The sequence below is a fragment of the Gardnerella sp. C0026F2 genome (genome assembly GCF_056590715.1).
In genome coordinates this window covers 614,407-634,930 of the sequence record NZ_JBWPWR010000002.1, presented here as the reverse complement: position 1 = coordinate 634,930, position 20,524 = coordinate 614,407, and the positions used below count along the sequence as shown (strand labels likewise).

Annotated in this window: 16 protein-coding genes and 3 tRNA genes; 3 read left to right on the top strand and 16 right to left on the bottom strand. The window is 41.6% G+C overall.

Annotation, left to right across the window (positions count from 1 at the left end; translation table 11 throughout):
- Positions 1-98: 98 nt before the first annotated feature.
- Positions 99-662 carry an alkyl hydroperoxide reductase subunit C gene (ahpC, locus tag AC1EK3_RS05260; protein ID WP_004119771.1) on the bottom strand — a complete coding sequence of 188 codons (564 nt, stop codon included), beginning with the start codon at positions 660-662 and terminating at the stop codon, positions 99-101.
- Positions 663-1,023: 361 nt separating this feature from the next.
- Here ahpC and AC1EK3_RS05255 point away from each other — a divergent pair, with 361 nt between their 5' ends.
- Positions 1,024-2,202, top strand: a complete 1,179-nt coding sequence (locus tag AC1EK3_RS05255; protein ID WP_480033040.1) for a lipase family protein — start codon at positions 1,024-1,026, stop codon at positions 2,200-2,202.
- Between the two features lie 283 nt (positions 2,203-2,485).
- Here the strand turns inward: AC1EK3_RS05255 and AC1EK3_RS05250 are convergent.
- The 13 genes from AC1EK3_RS05250 to AC1EK3_RS05190 form a co-directional block, all read right to left on the bottom strand.
- Positions 2,486-2,559, bottom strand: a tRNA-Gly gene (locus tag AC1EK3_RS05250).
- Between the two features lie 130 nt (positions 2,560-2,689).
- A complete protein-coding gene (locus AC1EK3_RS05245; RefSeq protein WP_480033041.1) occupies positions 2,690-3,577 on the bottom strand; it encodes a M48 family metalloprotease in 888 nt (295 codons plus the stop codon).
- Positions 3,578-3,673: 96 nt separating this feature from the next.
- Positions 3,674-5,152 carry an FAD-dependent oxidoreductase gene (locus tag AC1EK3_RS05240; RefSeq protein WP_480033042.1) on the bottom strand — a complete coding sequence of 493 codons (1,479 nt, stop codon included), beginning with the start codon at positions 5,150-5,152 and terminating at the stop codon, positions 3,674-3,676.
- 325 nt (positions 5,153-5,477) lie between these two features.
- Positions 5,478-7,775, bottom strand: a complete 2,298-nt coding sequence (locus AC1EK3_RS05235; protein WP_480033043.1) for a heavy metal translocating P-type ATPase — start codon at positions 7,773-7,775, stop codon at positions 5,478-5,480.
- Between the two features lie 294 nt (positions 7,776-8,069).
- Positions 8,070-8,327, bottom strand: a complete 258-nt coding sequence (locus AC1EK3_RS05230) for a hypothetical protein (protein WP_480033044.1) — start codon at positions 8,325-8,327, stop codon at positions 8,070-8,072.
- A 239-nt stretch (positions 8,328-8,566) separates the two neighbouring features.
- A tRNA-Ala gene (locus AC1EK3_RS05225) sits at positions 8,567-8,639 on the bottom strand.
- Between the two features lie 27 nt (positions 8,640-8,666).
- Positions 8,667-8,740, bottom strand: a tRNA-Ile gene (locus AC1EK3_RS05220).
- Between the two features lie 126 nt (positions 8,741-8,866).
- Positions 8,867-9,346 carry a Dps family protein gene (locus tag AC1EK3_RS05215; protein WP_012913682.1) on the bottom strand — a complete coding sequence of 160 codons (480 nt, stop codon included), beginning with the start codon at positions 9,344-9,346 and terminating at the stop codon, positions 8,867-8,869.
- Positions 9,347-9,403: 57 nt separating this feature from the next.
- A complete protein-coding gene (locus AC1EK3_RS05210) occupies positions 9,404-10,699 on the bottom strand; it encodes a hemolysin family protein (RefSeq protein WP_480033045.1) in 1,296 nt (431 codons plus the stop codon).
- 76 nt (positions 10,700-10,775) lie between these two features.
- Positions 10,776-11,546 (bottom strand): TIGR03943 family putative permease subunit, encoded by a 771-nt coding sequence (locus AC1EK3_RS05205; protein WP_415687045.1) that lies wholly within the window; start codon positions 11,544-11,546, stop codon positions 10,776-10,778.
- The gene (locus AC1EK3_RS05200) at positions 11,543-12,637 is read right to left on the bottom strand and encodes a permease (RefSeq protein ID WP_415687046.1); all 1,095 of its coding nucleotides are present in this window, start codon (positions 12,635-12,637) and stop codon (positions 11,543-11,545) included. Before AC1EK3_RS05200 ends, AC1EK3_RS05205 begins: the two co-directional genes overlap by 4 nt.
- 55 nt (positions 12,638-12,692) lie before the next feature.
- Positions 12,693-13,352, bottom strand: coding sequence for a carbonic anhydrase (locus AC1EK3_RS05195; RefSeq protein ID WP_480033046.1), 660 nt, complete (start codon positions 13,350-13,352; stop codon positions 12,693-12,695).
- A 227-nt stretch (positions 13,353-13,579) separates the two neighbouring features.
- Positions 13,580-16,336, bottom strand: a complete 2,757-nt coding sequence (locus AC1EK3_RS05190) for a phosphoenolpyruvate carboxylase (RefSeq protein ID WP_415687048.1) — start codon at positions 16,334-16,336, stop codon at positions 13,580-13,582.
- Between the two features lie 206 nt (positions 16,337-16,542).
- On the opposite strand from AC1EK3_RS05190, the gene AC1EK3_RS05185 reads away from it, so the two are divergent.
- A complete protein-coding gene (locus tag AC1EK3_RS05185) occupies positions 16,543-18,264 on the top strand; it encodes a threonine/serine exporter family protein (protein WP_480033047.1) in 1,722 nt (573 codons plus the stop codon).
- A 98-nt stretch (positions 18,265-18,362) separates the two neighbouring features.
- Here the strand turns inward: AC1EK3_RS05185 and trpS are convergent, their stop codons facing one another.
- The gene (gene trpS / locus AC1EK3_RS05180) at positions 18,363-19,454 is read right to left on the bottom strand and encodes a tryptophan--tRNA ligase (protein WP_415688941.1); all 1,092 of its coding nucleotides are present in this window, start codon (positions 19,452-19,454) and stop codon (positions 18,363-18,365) included.
- Positions 19,455-19,599: 145 nt separating this feature from the next.
- Here trpS and AC1EK3_RS05175 point away from each other — a divergent pair, with 145 nt between their 5' ends.
- Positions 19,600-19,980, top strand: coding sequence for a DUF3073 domain-containing protein (locus tag AC1EK3_RS05175; RefSeq protein WP_415683145.1), 381 nt, complete (start codon positions 19,600-19,602; stop codon positions 19,978-19,980).
- Between the two features lie 116 nt (positions 19,981-20,096).
- Here the strand turns inward: AC1EK3_RS05175 and AC1EK3_RS05170 are convergent, their stop codons facing one another.
- Positions 20,097-20,513, bottom strand: a complete 417-nt coding sequence (locus AC1EK3_RS05170; RefSeq protein ID WP_421784858.1) for a sterol carrier family protein — start codon at positions 20,511-20,513, stop codon at positions 20,097-20,099.
- Positions 20,514-20,524 lie beyond the last annotated feature (11 nt).

Genomic DNA, 20,524 nt, shown 5'->3' with positions numbered 1-20,524 from the left:
ATAAGAGAAATGCGTAGGAAACTATGGACGTAGATCCCTACGCATTGAGATGATTATTTAAAGAAGATTCTTTAATATTTAATATTTAATTGCAAAAATCATATTTTGCCGACTAAATCGATAGAAGGTTCCAAGGTTTCTTCGCCCTGCTCCCATTTTGCTGGGCAAACTTCGCCTGGGTGCGCTGCAATATACTGTGCTGCTTTAACTTTACGAAGAAGCTCGTCTGCGTTACGACCAATTCCATCTGCGGTCATCTCAAAGAACTGAATCATACCTTGCGGATCCACGAGGAACGTAGCACGGTGAGCTAAACCAGATTCTTGATTCCAAGCATCAAAGTTACGCGAAAGAGCTCCAGAAGGATCGCCCAACATAGTGTACTTTACTTTTGCAATTGCTTCAGAATCGTCATGCCATGCTTTGTGCACAAAATGCGTATCAGTAGAAACTGAGTAAACTTCAACGCCTAGCTTTTGCAATTCTTCATAGTGATTTGCAAGATCTTCCAACTCAGTTGGGCATACAAATGAAAAATCAGCTGGATAGAAGAAGAAAATTGCCCATTTGCCAAGAACATCAGTATCGCTTACTTCAACAAATTCGCCATTCTTATAACCATTTACTTTGAATGGAAGAATATGCGTGTTCATTAAACTCATATCATTCTCCTAAATAGGTCATTTGCGCATTCGTCGCGCTTTTATTTTCATTATTAAGAATAGATTATGGCTATTCATAACTCTAGTTATATAGATGTTTTCTATGGAGCTTATACACATCGTCAATGATTTTAATGAACAAAAAAGAAGCAACAACATTTATTTAGAAGTATGGACTTTTGTTTATGTAGACTATACAATTGAACCGTGTAGAATAGTAATTGTGGCGGCAAAATAAATTTCGAGTAATTTATATAACGCACGTAGTTAACAAAGAGGTGCTACAAATCGTAATTATAATAAGAAACAGTCGCCCTATACATTTGTTGACTACAAAACTAAACAAAATATGGGAGGTACTATGAAACGCAATGCGGCGACAGGGCTCTTAACTAGTCTGTGCATGCTCTTGAGCCTATCTGCTTTCACAACACCAGCAATGGCGACAACCGCGGATAATTATGCAAAAACTCCACTTACTGCTGAAACAGCTAAACAAATCGCAGATGGAACTATAGGCTTAGATTTACCTGGTGCTTTGGATATGTCTTTATATCACAAGAAGCCTCTTGATCCACAAGCTGATTTAGACGGTGACGGCTTAACTAATAGCCAGGAAATTTACACTTACACTAAAGACGGTAAGACTTATTATGGGTACAATTCTCACCCTATGATGAACGATACCGATGGCGATGGTATTCCAGATAATCAAGACAGCAATCCTCGCAGGTGGGATATTAGCCCTCGCGATATGGTTTTATTCTCTGAACTTTCTTATCGAGATGATAATTACATAAATAAGGTACTCGATTACACTAAACCGCTTCACGACATTTACAAAAATCGCAATGAGTACCGCCTTATGCACAATGAGATCGCACCATTCTGGAAGGTTAAGGAAACCTACCACAAAAGGGGAGGATTTGATGCTGTTTTGTTTGAAAATGTAAGTCCATACCCATTCTTAGAACAAGGCACTGTTCAAGTACTAGCAATTCGTGGAACTTCCCAATTTAATGATTACGATGATGATTTTGCAATAGCTGTAGGTCATAACCCAGATCAAGCTAAAGATGTTGAGCAGTTGATTGAGCGTTATGGTCGCGAAAATACTGTTAGCAATTTGTATATTACCGGACATTCACTCGGAGGATATCTTGCACAGCGTGCTTTAATTCGTGCTAAAGGCAAAGGCTACAACTGGATTAAGAAAATTTACACATTCAATTCACCACAAATTTGGGGAAATATTTTCAACCGTTGGTTACGTGCAGTCGCCAATACTGGCAATAAGCTCACTCGAGAAGGTTACGCTGTTCATTACAAAGTAGACAATGACAAGGTTATTCGTTCTGTTGGCAATTTTGCTGGAGCTATAAGCGTCGGCAATTCTGCGCAAGGACATAGCTCTAGAAGCTATCTTGAGGCTCGTATGAACAATTTCCCAGGTTTCACCGTAGGTACTCGAGGAGATATTTCTGGCACTGGACGTTGGATGGAAGAACTTAACAACTTCTACGATGTTCGCACGTTCTAATTATTGCTAATTAATGATTATTAATTAGCACCATCAATAGATAGCTATCTCGTGTAATTTGTTAATAATAAGATAAGCGCTGATTTACTTATGATTCATTAATATCATAAGTATCTCAGCGCTTTTTATGTAGCTTGTGTATAGGGGCGACAGCTACGTCAAAAAAGTACTTGACTACTCAAAACCGCTCAGGACTATTCTGACTCAAACCAATGCCAAGCTGTTGTAGTTTTTATACATCCAATGCACAAAAACTACAACTTATGCAAATTTACAATCTGAATGGAGCGGATGACGGGAGTCGAACCCGCCTCTGAAGCTTGGGAAGCTTCCATTCTACCGATGAACTACATCCGCATGTTGTAATTAAAAGCAAACTAGTTTCAACAACCATCTAAGGGTATCATGCACAGCTTACCGCTTCAACATTTAAGAATTGGTTTATGCACTCAATAAACAAGACAAGCAAGTTTAACAAATAAAATATTCATGCAGCAATGCTCATTAAACGCCCAATCCTATCCTGAACAGTAGGACGCGCAGTGCACAAACGCACAAGCGCAGAAGCATTATCATTCCATGGGCAAATAATCATCAAAGAAGCAACAGCCTGCAATCCGGCAGTAGATTTCATCTCGTGAAGCTGCATGCCGTAAGTAATTTTATTAAGCGCGGAAGCAAGCGCAGCAAAATCTCCAGTAATTTCGCCACCTCCCTTATCTGCGTCGAATTCACGCGAACCAGGAATAATTGCATTGACAATAACAGAAGCAATAGGAGCGAATAAAATATTCAAAAACTTACCGATAAATTTGCAATACTTGCGAATATCACGACGATACGTATCCCCGACATAAACAAGCCAAGAACCAACGTACGTTAATACTGTTGCTGTAGCAGTAGCCAGCGAAGAAGCGAGAATATCATGATTATAAATATGAGTTAATTCATGACCAATAACACTACGCAACTCGCGCTCGTTAAGAATATTAATCAAACCACGAGTACAACATATGCTCGCATGACGCTCACTTCTACCGGTTGCAAAAGCATTAGGACTTTCGTAGGGAGAAACCATTACTCGCGGCATAGGTTTACCAATTCGAGCAGATAAATCTCTAACCATTGCGTAAAGCACAGGCTCTTCTTCTTCACTAACTTCTGTAGCATGCATAGCAATAATCGCAAAATTACTTGAGAACCAATAAGCAAAAACGCTAAATGTGATACCAGGAATAATGAACCATATTAGTGACGAAAGACGCGAGCCAGCAAGAATCCAGCATAAGGCAAGAAAAAGCCACACAATAACAAAAAATAGTGCGGCTTTTAAGCTGCCATAGTGTATTCTCAAGCCTTTCAACATATGAGCCATCTTAATAATGCGAACTTAAATTTTTCTGAATATATACTGCGTATTTACTAACTACAAACTTAAATACTAAGTAATATTTTCAGTTTATTTAGAGCATTACTTGCTACCTAAAGCAATATTTACAAGTTCAGAAGCTGAAACAACTTTCTTTCGAGTTCTCTGCTCATTGGCTCCAAGCTCACGCTCATAAGAATCAACTCTCTTCCAACCAGCGTAATCAATTGGTTTAATGCCTTTTTCTGCCAATAATTTATCTATAGAATTTTCATCGCGATCAGGTGCGATTCGTCCAGCATTGCTAGCTTTAGATAAATCTTCAAGCATATTATTAACAATCAAAAGAGCATCAGATTTTGTAGAGCCAATTAATCCTACCGGCCCACGCTTAGCCCATCCGGTTGCATACAATCGCTCACGGACTTCGCCATTTTCTACAGACGTCACTACTCGTCCATCAATATTTGCAAGCAAAGTACGCTTTTCATCGTAAGCAATTCCTGCAACTTCTGCAGGATGGTAGCCAATGGCATGGTAAACAGCTTGAACGGCATACTCCTCGAACTCTCCAGTACGAGTCATTGTGCCATCCGCGCTTGTAGTTGTACGCTCAACTCGTATTGCTTTTACACGCCCATCTTCACCAAGAATTTCTACCGGCGCGCAGTTGAAGTGGATAATATAGCGTTTGTTGGCTGGATTCCCCTCAAAATCAACGTTTCCGCCATCTTCCATATCTTCAGCCATATCGCGAATAGCGAAAAGCTCCTCAACCATTTGGCGCGTGAGCTTATCGTTACCGGCAACTTCTATCGTCTCATCGTCAAGTTCAAAATCATCCTCATTAATAACAATTTGCACTCCGGATAACTTTTCCATTTCGCGCAATTCTTGAACAGAGAATTTCGCTTGAGCTACGCCTCTGCGAATAAATAAATGCAAGGTTTGAGTTTGATTTTTTTGCAATCCCTCATACACATCATCTGGAATATCTGTATGAGCGCGCAAATAATCAGGATCTCGTAAAAGCTCGCGAGCAACATCCATTGCAACGTTTCCACCGCCAATAACAGCTACTTCTTTAGCTTCAAGCGGCCATTCTCGATTGCTAGTTGGATACCCGTCGTACCATTCTACGAATTTTGCAGCTCCGTACACTCCGTTTAAATCGGCGCCTGGAACTCCTCGAAGAGGCCTATCTTTCACAGCGCCGGTTGCAAATAGCACAGCATCGTAGCGTTCCAATAAATCTTCTAATGCAATATCCTTACCAAATTCAACATTTGCATAAAGATGAATATTTGGATTATCAAGCGTCTTTTCAAGCGCATCCGCAATAAATTTGATACTTGGATGATCCGGAGCCACTCCGTAACGCACTAATCCGAAAGGCACTGGCAATTTTTCAAAAAGATCAATGCGAGCGCTAGAGCCTAATCCCAATTCTTCTCCACGCTTTGCAATCTGACGTAAGAAGATATCGGAAGAATACACTCCTGCAGGGCCTGCTCCTATTACAGCAAGACGCAGTTGAGATGTTTCTTGTGAAACATTTTCGTTTAAGTTATTTTTTTCCATTATTATCCCCATATTGAGCTTTATCTACGGCACTTTTCACCGTTTTCGCGCTATTTAGCGCGGCCTACAAGCATAGGTTGCCTCAATCCACTCAGCAGAGTAACTGTAAAGCGTTTATATGTAATTCTTCGCCAAAAATAAGTTACGTACAAGCTTGAGCCATTACCGTCTGAAGCTAACTCGTATGCTTTCATAATTAGACTAGCGCATTACTTCGTCTTACAACATGCTCAAACGAATAAAACAATTAAATAGATAAAATGCTCAAACGAATATTGTTAAAGGTGTCGTAATGAATATCTTAAAGATATTGCCAAAAATATTTTTATTTTCGTTCGCGCAATGCTGTTAAAGCCCACATAATAGCAACAACATCAATTGCTTCTTGCATCATTGCGCCAATAACTGCTGGAATAAAACCGAAAGCCGCAAAGAGCATACTTATAATTGCCAATCCAATACCCATCAATACTGACTGAACCATGACGCGTTTAGTATGTTTTGCTACTCTTATTGCGCTTGCAACAGAAGAAATATCGTTGTTCATAATAACTACCTGTGCGCACTCAGATGCTGCCGTATCTGTGCCATCTGTTACTGCTACGCCAATATCGGATGCAGCAAGAACTGGAGCATCGTTTACACCGTCTCCAACCATCATTGTTACAGTCGAATCTTTCTTACTTCGAACTGCATTGTAATTGTGCTTTTTTACATACGCTAATTTATCTTGCGGAAGCAAATCTGCATATATTGTGTCAATTCCAACGCTTTTACCAATTGTTGTTGCAGCTTGCAAACTATCTCCAGTAAGAATAGCTATTGAGCGCGCACCAAGCGTACGCAATGCGTCAATAGTTGATTTCGCGTTATCGCGAGGCACGTCTTTTAACACAATCCGACCAACCAGCACTCCGTCAAAGGAAACGTAGGTTGCCATTTCGTCTGCAGCGAGCGCATTGACTACATATTGTGCCGCAATATGATTCATGCCATGTTCATTGACATCAGCTTGCTCTGTAACATACTTTTTACGCCCAACGCGCACTAGAACGCCGTCTACAACGCCCTGAATACCCTGACCTGCAGTTTCTTTCACACTATGCACTACTGGGTACTCTCTAACGCTAGGCAATTGCGGAGTTGAAGATGGATGTGTGCGCTCCCACAAAACTGAACCTGCTTTTGCAATGCCTCCAGCGAGAATATGCTGAGAATACGTTTCTAGCACACCTGCAAGCATCACAATTCGATCGGCTTTCTGTGCAGTATCAATTACTTCTACGTTCACAACTTGCGGCTGCTTAACTGTCAACGTGCCAGTTTTGTCGAAAAACACGTCTGTTACACGACTTAATTGCTCAAGCACATCCTGACTTTTAACAACAATTCCAAGTTTTGCTAAACGCCCAGTACCAGCCATGCACGCAACCGGCACTGCGATTAACAACGGACACGGAGTCGCCAAGACTAGCACTTGCGCGAATCGCAACACTTCACCAGAAAAGCCCCAAGCAAAACCGGCAATTACAAAAGACAGCACAGTAAACGGCACGGATAGCATATCTGCAAAACGAACTACAGCTGCCCTAGAAGACCTAGCTGATTCAACCAACTGCATAATCTTCTGGTATTGAGAATGCTCAGATAGCTTTGTTACGCGCATAATAAGCACAACGCCGCCATTTACGCAGCCTGAAAGCACTGAAGCTCCTGCAAACACTTCTCTAGGCACAGATTCGCCATTAATAGCACTTGTATCAAGAGTTGCAGAACCGCTTAGTAATTCACCGTCAACTGGCACTGTTTCGCCAGGAAGCACAATAATTACGTTTCCAACTTTTAAATCATCGACTGCAACTGTAGCGTAACGCTGCAAATTTGAGGAGATTTCGCTGTCTGTAGATGCTTGCAAAAATGGGCAATTATTTCGTTTACAGTTGCAATTTTGCAAGTTATTATTTTCGCAATTACTTTCGCAATTTTGCTCGCTACTATTAGATTGCTTAGAATTAGCGGCATCTACTTTTCTAAATTCAGCATGCTGGCACAGAACACACGAGCTAGGCTTGCACTGATTTTCACTCAAACATGGCGGTTCGTAGGATTCATCATTTGCTTGATTATGATTCATTCCATGCTCAATACCTGGCAAAGTCATAAGATGAGCAGTTTTTGGAGCTGCGCTTACTAAAAGAGATAGATTGCGCTGAGCTTTCATATGCGCAAAATCTTCAATTGCCTCTCCCGTCCAAACCATTACAACAATAAGATAGCTCGCCCAAAACTCACCAATACAAAGTGTTGCAAGCAATGCAACAAAAGCTAGTAAATCAATACCTAAAGTTCCACGCAATAAATTTTTAATCATGTTACGCAAAGAAATAACGCTCGTATATAAAACGAGAATAGCAATAATAGTTTTGCCAACACTAAGACTTATTGCAATATCACAATTAATTTTTAAGAAATCAAAGATTTGCTGCGAAAAATTAGAAATTTGCTCACAGAAAGTGGTTAATATAGGCAAATTATACGAGTACAAAGCCGCAATAAACGGAAAAGCAAGAATTACGACTGTTAATTGTGGTGCACGACGGCAATATGTTAAAAGTTTACGCATACACTTTCCTTACGCTGATCAGGTTAACTACGCTTAAAACGCTGCTAACACACGATTTCACGCCTTGTTAACCCACCAAGAGCAACTTAAATAGCGCACTCAATACACGGCGTAAAGATACTTATGTTTATTTGTTAATGAATATATTAACAACAACCATTGATGAGAAGCGTTCTCATGTAAATATCATGCTTCCAAAAAAGCACCATAATGAGTTCCAATAAAAAATCGCAATAAAGCTCTACCTAAACTCATCATTTGTCGATACACAAATTCGGCCTATAACCCTAAAATTTACTGTTTTTTAGTGAGAAGAGTTCTTACGATTTTGAAAAGCATAAATAATAGACGTAATGTGATATATGTTGCTGCGAATGTTGCAAGCCAAATCATAATATTTTGAATATTCCAACCTTGACCTTTAACAAATGAAGCTACTAGTAAAGAAACTACGCCAGCAGAAATATCAGCAATATTTTGTTTTATCTTATAAATCATTTCTACACCCTTCCAGCTAATTTGAGAGCCTGTTGCACTGCCCAAGTTGTGCACGTGAGACTACATTTTGTTACAGCAGAATATATACCGTAATCTTTGCAAGGAGATTCAACTATTTAAGCATTTTTCATATTTTTTTGCAACACTGACAAATATCAGGGTATCACCCTAATTTTATTAGGGGTAATCAGTAAAAAATTGGGTTATTCCCCAAAAATTGGATGGGCACGCGGCAAGAAAGAAATTGATAAACAAAAAAGTTCTGATTGAAAAATCAATCAGAACTCTGTTTGTGGAGCTAAGGAGACTCGAACTCCTGACCCTCTGCTTGCAAAGCAGATGCGCTACCAGCTGCGCCATAGCCCCATTTGAAAGAATGTAACCATTCTATCGTGGGCCCGGGAGGACTTGAACCTCCGACCTCATCCTTATCAGGGATGCGCTCTAACCACCTGAGCTACGGGCCCAACTTGTATGCCTAAAACATACAAGTAGTTACATTAGCACAGACACAGAAAATGTCAAACCGCAACACGCCATAAAAAGAAAACAGCATGTTGCGGTTTGAATCAAAAAAATTAAACAGAGGTTAATTAATCAAGATGACTACGCATGAACCACTGGAACTTTTCCAACTGTTGAACATGATCTTGAATAATATTTGAGCTAACTAAATCAAGCTCATCAAGCTCTGCAATAGCTTTGCGATCGTCTGCAATCATATCGTTATAGTATTCAATAAGCGCTTGCAAATACTCCTTTGTGGACTTGCGACCAGTTAAAGCAAAACGCTTCCATGTACGAGCAGCAACAACATCATCAGCACGTCCAAGTGGAGAACCACCCAAAGTTGCAATTCGCTCAGCAGTTTCATCCGCCTGCGCCAAAACTTCAGCAACCTGCGGATCAAGCATTTCGTGCACTGCAATAAAATCTGGACCAGTAACATTCCAATGCGCATGCTTAAGCACCAAAGCAGCTTCCTGCTCGTGGCTTAAACGATTCTGTAAAATGGCAACAGCCTTTTCACTGGCCGCTTCGTCGAGACCTGGCAAAATATGCAACAAAGCCATGTTCTATCCTTCCTTAGGTTTGTTAATACCGTTATTATTCTACTGCTATGGCTTAAACTACGCGCGGCGACGCACTTCAATCGTCGCAATACGTCTACCATCAACCGCAGTCACAGTCATATCGTAACCATCCGCATCATGCAAAACAGCTCCAACACTTCCCATTGAACCAGTATGCGCTAAGAAATAGCCTGCAACAGTTTCATAAGGTCCATCTTCAAGCTCAATGCCTGTAATGTCAGCAAAATCTTCAATGGTCATACCGCCATCAATTTTTGCAACACCATTTACAAAAGCAGTTGTTTTATTCGCATTACTTTGCTCAGTTTCATCCGGCAAATCATATTCGTCACGAATATCTCCAACCAACTCTTCTGTCATGTCTTCAAGAGTTACAATTCCGTCAGTTCCACCATATTCATCGATGACAATAGCCAAATGGATTCCGCGCTTTCGAAGCAGCTCTAGGCTCGGCAATAGTTTTGAAGTTCCAGGAAGACTAATTCCTTCGCGAGTTACATCTGCAACAGTTTTTGCATTTGGATCACGCACATCTAACAAATCGCGAACATGCACAAAACCAATAACGTCGTCAAAATCCTTGCCAATAACAGGGTATCTGGAATATGGAAGCTCACGAATTTTCGCCGCAGCTTCTTCAAGGCTCAACGAGCCATCCAAAAACTCAACATCAGCACGAGGACGCATTACTTCAGCAACAATAGTTTCAGACGCATCAAACACATCATCCAAAATAGTGCGCTCATCTTGACTTAAACGCTTATTGCTATTGACAAGCACACGCAGTTCTTCGTCAGAAACTTCGCTTTCCTTCTCATTAGGATCAAAGCCAAGAATGCGCACAAAACCGTTAGTATTCTTTCCAATAAGCCAAATTAAAGGCTTGCAAATCTTTGAAAAAACATCAACTGCCGGAACCACTGATCTAGCAATCTGCTCAGCACGCTGCATAGCAATACGTTTTGGAACTAATTCAGAAATAACAATAGAACAGTAAGAAATAACAAGAGTTAGAAAGATTGTTGTAAGTGGGCCAGCGACGTGCGAAGAAACACCCCATGAACATACAACCGGCACAACATACGGAGCTAAAGCAGACTCACCAAACGATGCAGAAAGAAAGCCAGAAAGAGTTACTCCAATTTGTAGAGCAGATAGAAAAGTGTTAGGGTCGCGAGCAATTTTTGCAACTCTAGCGCCACGCGCATCCTGCAATTCCATGCGATCAATTTGCGAACTTCTCAAGCTCACTAAAGCTAATTCGGTTGCCGCAAATACGGAACCAAATAGCAAAAAAATCATAATGAGTAGAATATTAAAACCAATCGCCATACTTGTTATCTTAGTTTACTTCTATGCGATATCAACAATTCTAAAATAATTATCATCATTAACGAAGATAAATTATTTATGGGCGATAAAAATATCCAGTTGGAGCTTGAGCTGTTTGCATTGATATAACGTGCAGCACAACTCCAGAATGCTGATATCCAGGAATGCCAATATTGCCCCTAGAAACGCGCGCACGAACACGCACCCATTCGTGATCTTGAATTTCGCCAATATTTGATTTTTCTGCAACTAATCCAAACGGAGACATGTCGAGAATACAGCATGACATAAGCTGACGAGATACCCTAAATTGATTTGCATTCAACGTAGAATCTCTGCTAACAAAACCTGTAAGAGTAATTGTGTATCCATCATATTTTGCAGCATTATGATCAATTTCGTCATACCATGAGCCAAAATCATCATCATCAACTGTTATCTCACGAGACTTTTCCTGCAATCCTGGCAAAGGATAATTTTGGCTACGAATAGCAATAGCACGACCACCAGCATACTGGTCGAATCCATCTAAACTAATATTTTGAGCGTAACACAAAGGAATAATAATAAGTAGCGCAGGAACAACGAAAGCTACAAGCATACGCCAAGCATCTCGCGAAGAAACAGAAAACCATCCAATCGCAGCACATATAGACAAAATAAATAGCAAAATAGCAGCAATTAACAAATAATAATATGCTCTAGGCGTAGTAAAAAGCGTATATTGACCGCTTAAAGCAACTTCAGCAATTATGATTGCAAAAAATAGCAATAAAATAGCTTCTACAAATTGAGCTAAAGTGATTTTTTTACAAGCATTATGCTCAGCACATTTTTGCTTTTTCATGCGATGAACCCCCAAGCCCATTGAGCTAATAACGACGCTAGGAAGCACGCAAAAGCAATAGTTAATGTTAAGCGCCACACAAATTTACCACGACAATCCTCAACGAGCATAAGCGTATTCTTTAAATCAAGCATAGGACCAAACAGCAGAAATACTAGCACTGACGACATAGGCAATGATGTTGCTAAACTTCTTGCAATTACAGCATCTGAGCTTGAGCATAGAGAGCTTGCGTACGCAATAGCCATCATTGCCGGAATAGCAATGAAAACATTACTCACTTGCACGCGAGAAGCAGGATCAGCTCCGAGCCATGCGCGAATTACAGAAGCAACTATAGTTCCACACACAATAATTGGAATTAATTTTATTAAATCCTGATGTATATGCTGCACATATTTGCGAATTTGTGCAGAAATACTAGGCTTTTCAATATTACTTTTTGTGAGATCACTTTCGTTATTCAATTCGCAAGAACAATGTAAAGAAGATTCGCTTTCTACTAAAATTTTCTTACGCAAAATATTGGTTTTCGAAGGGAATATAACAAAACTTAATCCAACCAATAATGCAATACCAACACCTAGAGCAATACGCATAATAGCAACAGCTGGAGCGTCAGAAAACGCATAAAATGTTGCCAATACAGATACTGGATTTACAACAGGAACTGCACATAAAAAAGTTATGGCGCACGGCAAAGGTAGTTTTCTTGCGACTAAACGAGAAAATGTTGGAACTACTACACAATCACAAACAGGCACGCAAACGCCAGCCAATATGGCAGCCAAGAAACCATTTGCCGTGGATTTTGGAGCATGTTTCTCGATAAAATCAGCAGTTACCCAAGTTTCTACTGCAGCAGAAACAAGCACACCTATGAGCGTAAAAGGTATAGCTTGTAGCAACAATCCGGAAACACCTCGAATTGTTGTATCAATTAGAAACCAAGGATGTTGCCCTTGTAAAGCAGGAGCAGCTGCAATAATAAAAGCTACTAAAGGAGCTCCGACAAGCAAGAAAAGATAGTTCGCAGAATTAGTGGAATTTGCAGAATTTGCATCAAGCGTATCTTTAGATGATTGATTCATATCTGTAACCTAACAACGTATTAATAATTCTGTTAAAAATGCGACTACATGCTACTTAGCATGAAAGAACCTCTACCAAACCATCACTCATTCTATATCTAGCGCCAACTAGCATAAGGTTATCGTTAAAAGCGGCTTCACGAATAATTTGAGATTTATCGCAAATTTCAGCCAACATATTAGACACGTGAATGCGCTCAATATCGTCCGTGCTCAAGTCTTCTTCAATACCTGCGAGCGCAGCCGGCCCTAAAGAACGAAGCAATATTGACTCGCTAGACTCAATTATTTCGCTTGCTTCATCTTCGCCGTATTTAGAAACCAGCTTTTGCACATTCGGCAAAACGGCTTGTACAGCACCGCAATGCTCGTGTCCAAGAACAACAAGCACTTTTACTCCCAAATCGCTTACAGCGTATTCTAAAGATGCAATTACAGCATCATCAAGCACTTCGCCTGCAGTGCGAACAGAAAAAATATCACCTAAGCCAGCACCAAACACAAATTCTGGAGCCACACGCGAGTCAGCACAGGAAAGAACAACAGCCCCAGGATGCTGACCTTCAATAAGAGATAATCTTGTTTCTTCACTAAGTCCATGGCAATTTAATGAGCCTTCTGCAAACTTACGATTACCAGCTAGCATCGCGCTCCACACAGATGTAGCCAAAAGTGAATCTTCTTTTAAAAGATCTTCTTTGACTGTCTCGTGCATTATTACCTCCTTGTATTGATGCGCTTGTGCAAAGGTGACAAATACAAGCTATCAACAAATTTTGAAAACACTTCGACTTATAAAACATATTCTATCGTTACTGTGTTAAATAGAAAATATGCTATAAAAGCTAACAAAATTTATAAAATATGATTATAAAAAGAAAAGCCAACGCACAGCTAATAAATCAGTACGAAGGCTTTTCTTAATCACATAAACTTATAAAATCATCCAGTATTCTGCAAGCCTGCAGCAACACCAGAAACAGTGCAAAGAATAAGGTAGATGAACTCTGCCTGCTGGCTTTCGCTAAGCTCTTCTTTGTCTACCTTGTTGCGAAGCTTGTGCAATGCAAGCGACTGGATTACAGACAGCGCGTCAACATAAGGCGAGCGCACGCGAATAGCCTGACCGAGCACGTGACGATGTTGTAAAGGCCATTTGTCGTCGACTATTTGCAAAACCCACTTGCGAGTAAGCTGCATTTCTGAAAGTACTTTATCGCTCAAATCTTCGCGATCTCCAAGACTCAAGTACATGCGAGCAATACGCTCATCTGTCTTAGCCAAAGACATCTCAATATTGTCAATAAAAGTACTAAACAGCGGCCACTCTTCGTAAGCTCTGCGCAAAGTTTCCAAATCGCCAAACTTTTCGCAAGCCGTACCCAATCCGTACCATGCTGCCAAGTTGATTCGAGCCTGAGCCCAGGAGAACACCCACGGAATTGTTCGCAAATCATCCAAAGACTTTGCGCCCAAACCACGCTTAGCTGGACGAGAACCGATTGGAAGCAATCCAATCTCACTAAGCGGCGTAACCGTGGAGAACCATGGAGTAAAATCATCCGTTTGCAACAAGTCAAGGAAGCGCTCATGAGCTGCAACATCAAGTTTTGCAGCCATATCTGCGTACTTCTTCGTCATATCAGTGTTAGTTTTCTCAACACTTGGCGAAGACTGAAGCAAAGTTGCAGAAGCAACGGATTCAACGTGACGAATAGCAAGAATTGGATTGCCATATCGCGCGAAAATAACTTCGCCCTGCTCAGTAAGCTTGAAGCGGCAGTTGACGGAACCAACTGGCTGAGCAAGCACTGCACGGTTTGCAGGACCGCCACCGCGACCAACAGCGCCGCCGCGACCGTGGAACAATGTCAAATCAATATCGTGCTTCTTAGCCCATTGAGCAATTCGCTCCTGAGCAGAATGCAAAGCAAGCGTTGCGGAAGTAGGACCAGCATCCTTGGAAGAATCCGAGTAGCCAAGCATAACTTCCATCTTGCGACCAGTAGCCTTAAGACGAGCCTGCACTTCAGGAATTTTAATAATCTCCTCAAGCACGTTTACGGAATTCTGCAAATCTTCAAGCTGCTCAAACAGCGGAATAACGTCGATTGTTGGCGCATCCTGTGGGTGAGCGAAAGCAAGACGATTAAGCTCAAATACGTCGCGCACATGCTGAGCAGATTTTGCGAAGGAAATAATGTAGCGTCGAGCAGCACGCATTCCGTTGCGCTTTTGAATTGCGCCCAAAGCGCGGAAGGTGTCGAGCACTTCACGAGTCATTGGCTGAAGCGGACCGCGTTCGCCATGCAATCCGTGCTCGCGAATATCTTCCAAAGCGCGAGAATGCACGAGAGAATGCTGGCGGAATTCCATTTCAACCATGTGGAATCCGAAAGTTTGCGCCTGCCAAATCAAATCCTGCAAAGGACCATATGCAGCACGAGGATCTCCACCTTCTGCCAAAGAGCGTTGCACAATTTGCAAATCCTCAATGAAATCTTCGCAAGAATGATACATCAAATCCGTATCGCGGCTAATAGTGCGGTGCAAACGTTCAGCCATTACCAACATTACAGCGCGATGCGGCTCACTATTAGAAACATCTGAAGCGTTTTCTGTAAGCTGTTCGCTCATTTCGCGCTGACGATTCCACAACTCAAGCAACTCTACGCTTGGAGGCGTTGTACGAGTTTCCATAGTTAAGCACTTGCCAACTTCGCGAGTACGATTCTCCAAAGCTGCAAGCACGTGATCGCTAAACTTTCGAGCGACTTGACGGCTCACTTTAGCTGTCACATTAGGGTTGCCATCTCGGTCCGATCCAATCCAGCTTCCTGGATGGAAGAATGCAGGACAACGCGGAGGAACTAATCCAGCCTTCTTGCCAAGAAGCCAATCGTCAAATCGACGATACACGACTGGAATAGTGTCAAATAATGTAGCGTCAAAAATGTCAAGAATAGTATCCGCTTCTTCAACCGGAGTTGGCTTCTTCAAAGCAATCGGAGAAGTGCGAAGAAGCGCATCGATTTCGTTATAGAGGCGACGATAATTTTCGCGCTTATCAGATCCGCCTAAACGATGATGTTCGCTTAATAATTGCGAAATTCTGCGAATCTTACCTGCAACGGCTTTACGACGAGCTTCGGTTGGGTGCGCAGTAAATACAGGATGGAACTCAAGCTTTGCAAGCAATTCTTTCGCTTCAGCAGGGCTCATTTCAGTGAGCAACTTGTGATAAGCACAAGTTAGTTCGTTAACTGGATCAACAGGCAATGAATCTTCAACTTCACATTCACGCTGATGAAGTACAGAAACACGATAATTTTCCTCGCACAAATTTGCCAAGTGGAAATATGTTGCGAAAGCACGAGCTAAAAGCTGCGTATCGTGCAAATTCATTCCGTTGAGCTTGCTAACAGCTTTACTTAAGCCATCATCTGCAGTTACTTTTGCGTCTACCATTTGCGCAAAATGAGCCGCACTAGCTTCTACAGCATTCAAACGCACATCGTCGAATACTGCTAATAATTTTTCATCGAATTCGCCAAGAACATCGCGAAGAATATGCAAGCACAAATCCATGTCTTGCTTAAGTGATGCTGGAAGGTCACGCTCCTCTGGGCCTTTTCGCCCTAAACCAGACGTAACAATAGTTGCGTCTGCCGGAGTAACCTGCTGATTTTCTGTTGCCATCAGACCTCCTTACGCCAGACTAAGGTTGCTTGGTCGTCTGACTTCCGCGGCTCCTCCGCGGTTATGTAGGTCAGAAGTTGCAAGCCCACAGCCTTGTTTCCAGCGAGATACCAAGTTAATTGTGAAACTACCACCGGACGTCTTAAAGAATGCTGATTTATCAACAAAATATAACTCGGCAACGGGGTTGCGTATACTAAAAAATTGTGAGTACAGCAGAGAATAATATTGAGAATAATACACACGACAACAGCACCGACAACTGCGATTGCGATAAGCCTGAAATTCTTTCGACTGGTCATATAGTTGGAAAACCTTCTGGGCGTTTTCATACTCATGCTATTCCACTCGATATGGACGATGTTGAGCGAGATTGGGATAAGCCAGTTACACAAGCAGGAATTGCTGCGAAATCGAGTATTATTATTCGCGTCGGTGCACTCGGCTTAGGAGCAGGCACAGGAAGCTACCGAGTTCGCGAGCTTATGCACAGAATCGGCGAACCGATGGGCGTACACGTGCGCGCGGACGTGAATCTCACAGATATTGAAGCAACTTGCACTGATAAGCATGAGCGAATTACTGAAGTTGTAGATCTTCCAACCACAGGTGTTAACACTGAGCGCATTTGGCTTCTAGAACATTTTGCAGATTGGTTTAACGTCAAGCTTGGAAACGATTCTTTATATCACTCTAAAGCTGCTGTTTCTAAGGAATTAGTTGACACTTTGCAAGCGAGCGACGACGAACATACTATTGTACGAACAGCTAAGCAGTCTGAAGAAAATGCTACTAAAATTGCAAAAAAGAAAGCATTGCAAGAAGCTATAAAAAAAGAAAAGCCGCGCGGAATTTTTGCATTGCAACCAGAAAGTGCTTACGCTGAACATTTTTCGCACGTAAACGCATCCAACAGTAATGACGAATCTAAAAATGATCATCCTCTTACAGTTAGGGAAGTACACGACCGTCTTGATTTGATTAAAAATAGGAAACCACTATACAAACCGTGGTTTGCTGGTCTTGCTTCGGCAGTTGCTTGCGCATCCTTTGCGTTCTTGCTTGGCGGCGGTATTTACGACATGATTGGTGCTTTTATTGGTGCAGGAATCGGTCACTATATTCGTCGCAGAATGTTTATGAAGCATCTAAACCAGTTTGTAGTTACATTCGTAGCTGTTGCAATAGGTGCACTATCATGCATTGGGGCTTTGCGTCTTATTGGCTTCTTTGACCCTAGCGCGCTCAATCATACAACTGCATACATTGGCTCAGTGTTGTTTGTTATTCCTGGATTCCCTCTTATTACAGGCGGCTTAGATATTGCAAAAATTGATTTCCCTTCAGGAATTCAACGACTGTGTTACACGTTAGCGATTATTTTGATGGGAACTCTTGCAGGATGGACGGTTGCAAGCCTTGTACAGCTCAATCCTCAAGGCTTCCCTCCTCTCGGATTAAATCCTTGGCTTAACGCAGTTCTTCGACTTATTACAGCTTTTGCTGGAGTATGGGGCTTCTCAGTGCTGTTTAATTCTCCACAACGCATGTGCATAGTTGCAGGAGTTATTGGAGCTATTACAGATACTCTTCGCTTAACTATGACAGATTTTGGAGTCGCTGCCGAAATTGCAGCTTTCAGCGGTGCTTTATTGGCAGGCTTGCTAGCTTCTGCTTGGAGAGCTATCGTTCGTCACGGATTAGCGCCTCAATATTTGGGTTATCCACGAATAGGTCTTACGGTTCCATCTATCGTAATTATGGTTCCTGGACTTTATATGTATCGCGCAATGTTTTATCTTGGTCAATTTCACACGCTTCCAGCGTTAGACTGGACTTTCCGCGCTTTCATGGTAATTATTTGCTTACCTATTGGTCTTGCTGTAGCACGCGTTATTACAGATAAAAATTGGCGTTACGACGTGTGATGTTCTAAGTTTCAGCCCGTTAATTTTTAACAAAAAGCCGCTTACAAGTTTTCTTGCGAGCGGCTTTATTTTTTATTAATTTACTTATTGAAATTTAATTAATACTTCATTCCCATAGCATCTCGCACTTGAGAAAGCGTTTCTTCTGCAATAGCATTTGCACGCTTATTGCCGTCATGCAAAATGTCTCGAACAGCATCCATATCTTTTGCAAGTTCTTCACGACGCTCACGGTGAGGTGCCAAGAAATTATTTACGTTTTCAATTACGTAAGCTTTCAATGCGCCAGCACCAGCGTTACCAATTTCTGCAGCAATATCTTTAGGATCCCTGCCTGTAACTAAGCCTGCGGTAGTAAGAAGCGCAGAAACTTGCGGACGAGTTACTGGATCAAAAGTAATCATCCTCTCAGAATCAGTTGGACTCTTCTTAATTAATTTGGCAGTTTCTTCGGCAGTAGCCCCGAGCATAATCGAGTTACCGTAAGATTTGCTCATCTTTCGTCCGTCCAATCCTGGAATTTCAGGAGCATCAGACAAAATTGCTGCCGGCTCTGGGAACACTGGATTCTTTTTTGCGTATCTCTCATTAAAACGACGCGCAATCGTACGAGTGATTTCAACGTGCGGCAAATTATCTTTACCAATCGGCACAACATTAGCTTTGCAGAACAAAATATCGCAAGCTTGGTGCACTGGGTACGTAAGAAGCAATCCGGTTAAAGCATGTCCAGATGATTCCATTTCCGACTTTACAGTAGGATTCCTGTGTAATTCTGCTTCTGTAACAAGCGAAAGGAAAGGCAACATAAGCTGATTTGCTGCAGGCACTGCGGAATGAGTAAATATCATTGTTTTTTCAGGATCAATTCCGGCAGCCATATAATCCAACACTAAATTCAAAACATTATCTTCAATATGCTCAGTGGTGTCACGATCGGTAATTACTTGATAATCTGCAATAATAATATTGGTTTTTACTCCGCGCTGCTGCATTGCAACACGCTCACGAATAGATCCAAAATAATGTCCTAAATGCAAACGACCAGTTGGGCGATCTCCAGTAAGCATAGTAAAAGACGAAGGGCTAGCTTTTAACTTTTCAAGCGTTGCATCTGAACGTTTACGCGCTGCAAGGAAGCTCGCGCTCATCTCATTACCAGCAGCTGTGACCTGTGCTTCTTCCGGCATTTTAGGCTCCTTAATTGTGCGTATTTTTACGCTGAAAATATGGCTTTTATGGTAAAAGTTTACACAGACAATATACTCGGTTGCGGTTAAGTGGTACGCTCTTGTGTGATGAACTGATTGTTACTTAATTTTTAGAGGGGGTCAGATGGGCCGCGGACGACAGAAGGCAAAGCAACAGAAAATTGCCCGTAAGCTCAAATACCTGACGACCGATACGGATTATGACGAGCTTGCTAAGGAACTTAACTCCAGCGAACCCGGACAAGGATCCTTCGATCCATTTGCGTCGAGCGAAAGCTATGAGGAAGATACATATCTTCCAGAAGAGAATGACACAGATCAAGAAAATGATGCCGTTGATGCTTCAAACGAAGATGATTTAGACGAGTATGCCAAGTGGGCTGCGGAAGCAGCTGCAAAAGCTGTGAGCAGCGAAAACTCTTCTACAAACTCGGGAGCGCACACGCCAGTGCATCATCATATCCCTATGCCAATTCCAAACTTCATACATAAACACGACATTTAAAAATTAAATTTATTAAAATTATTTTATTTACGTATCCTGGGCATTCGAAATATTGTTTGCCCAGGATATTTGTAAATACACGCTGCAAATACGCAATTAAGCTGCATAAAGCCAACTTACAACGGCAAAATATCGCTTAAATCATCACGCTCGCCAATTGCACTTATGTTGCCAAAGTCCTGTTCTTGATGCCATTTAGTAACACCACTCGCTAATCGAAGCCATACTTTAGGCTCAAGTTCAATAACATCTGGTGGCGTGAGATTATGCGGATCCGAAGCCGGTCCTTCCAAAATTTTTACTGCACCAAAAGGCGCAACTCTTACTTCTACTGCACACCCAGGCACCTTATTTTCAAGAAGATATAGAGAATATCTAACTGCTAAAGCTTCGTCGCTTAAAGAGATATTTAAAATATTACTATTTATTTGCGTGGCTTCTACGCCATTGCTAAGCGCTTTAATAGAAGATTCGCACCAGGATTGCCAAGCACATTGTCCTCGTTTTATATCTCGTTCAAGTATTACTGACATATTTTTTATTA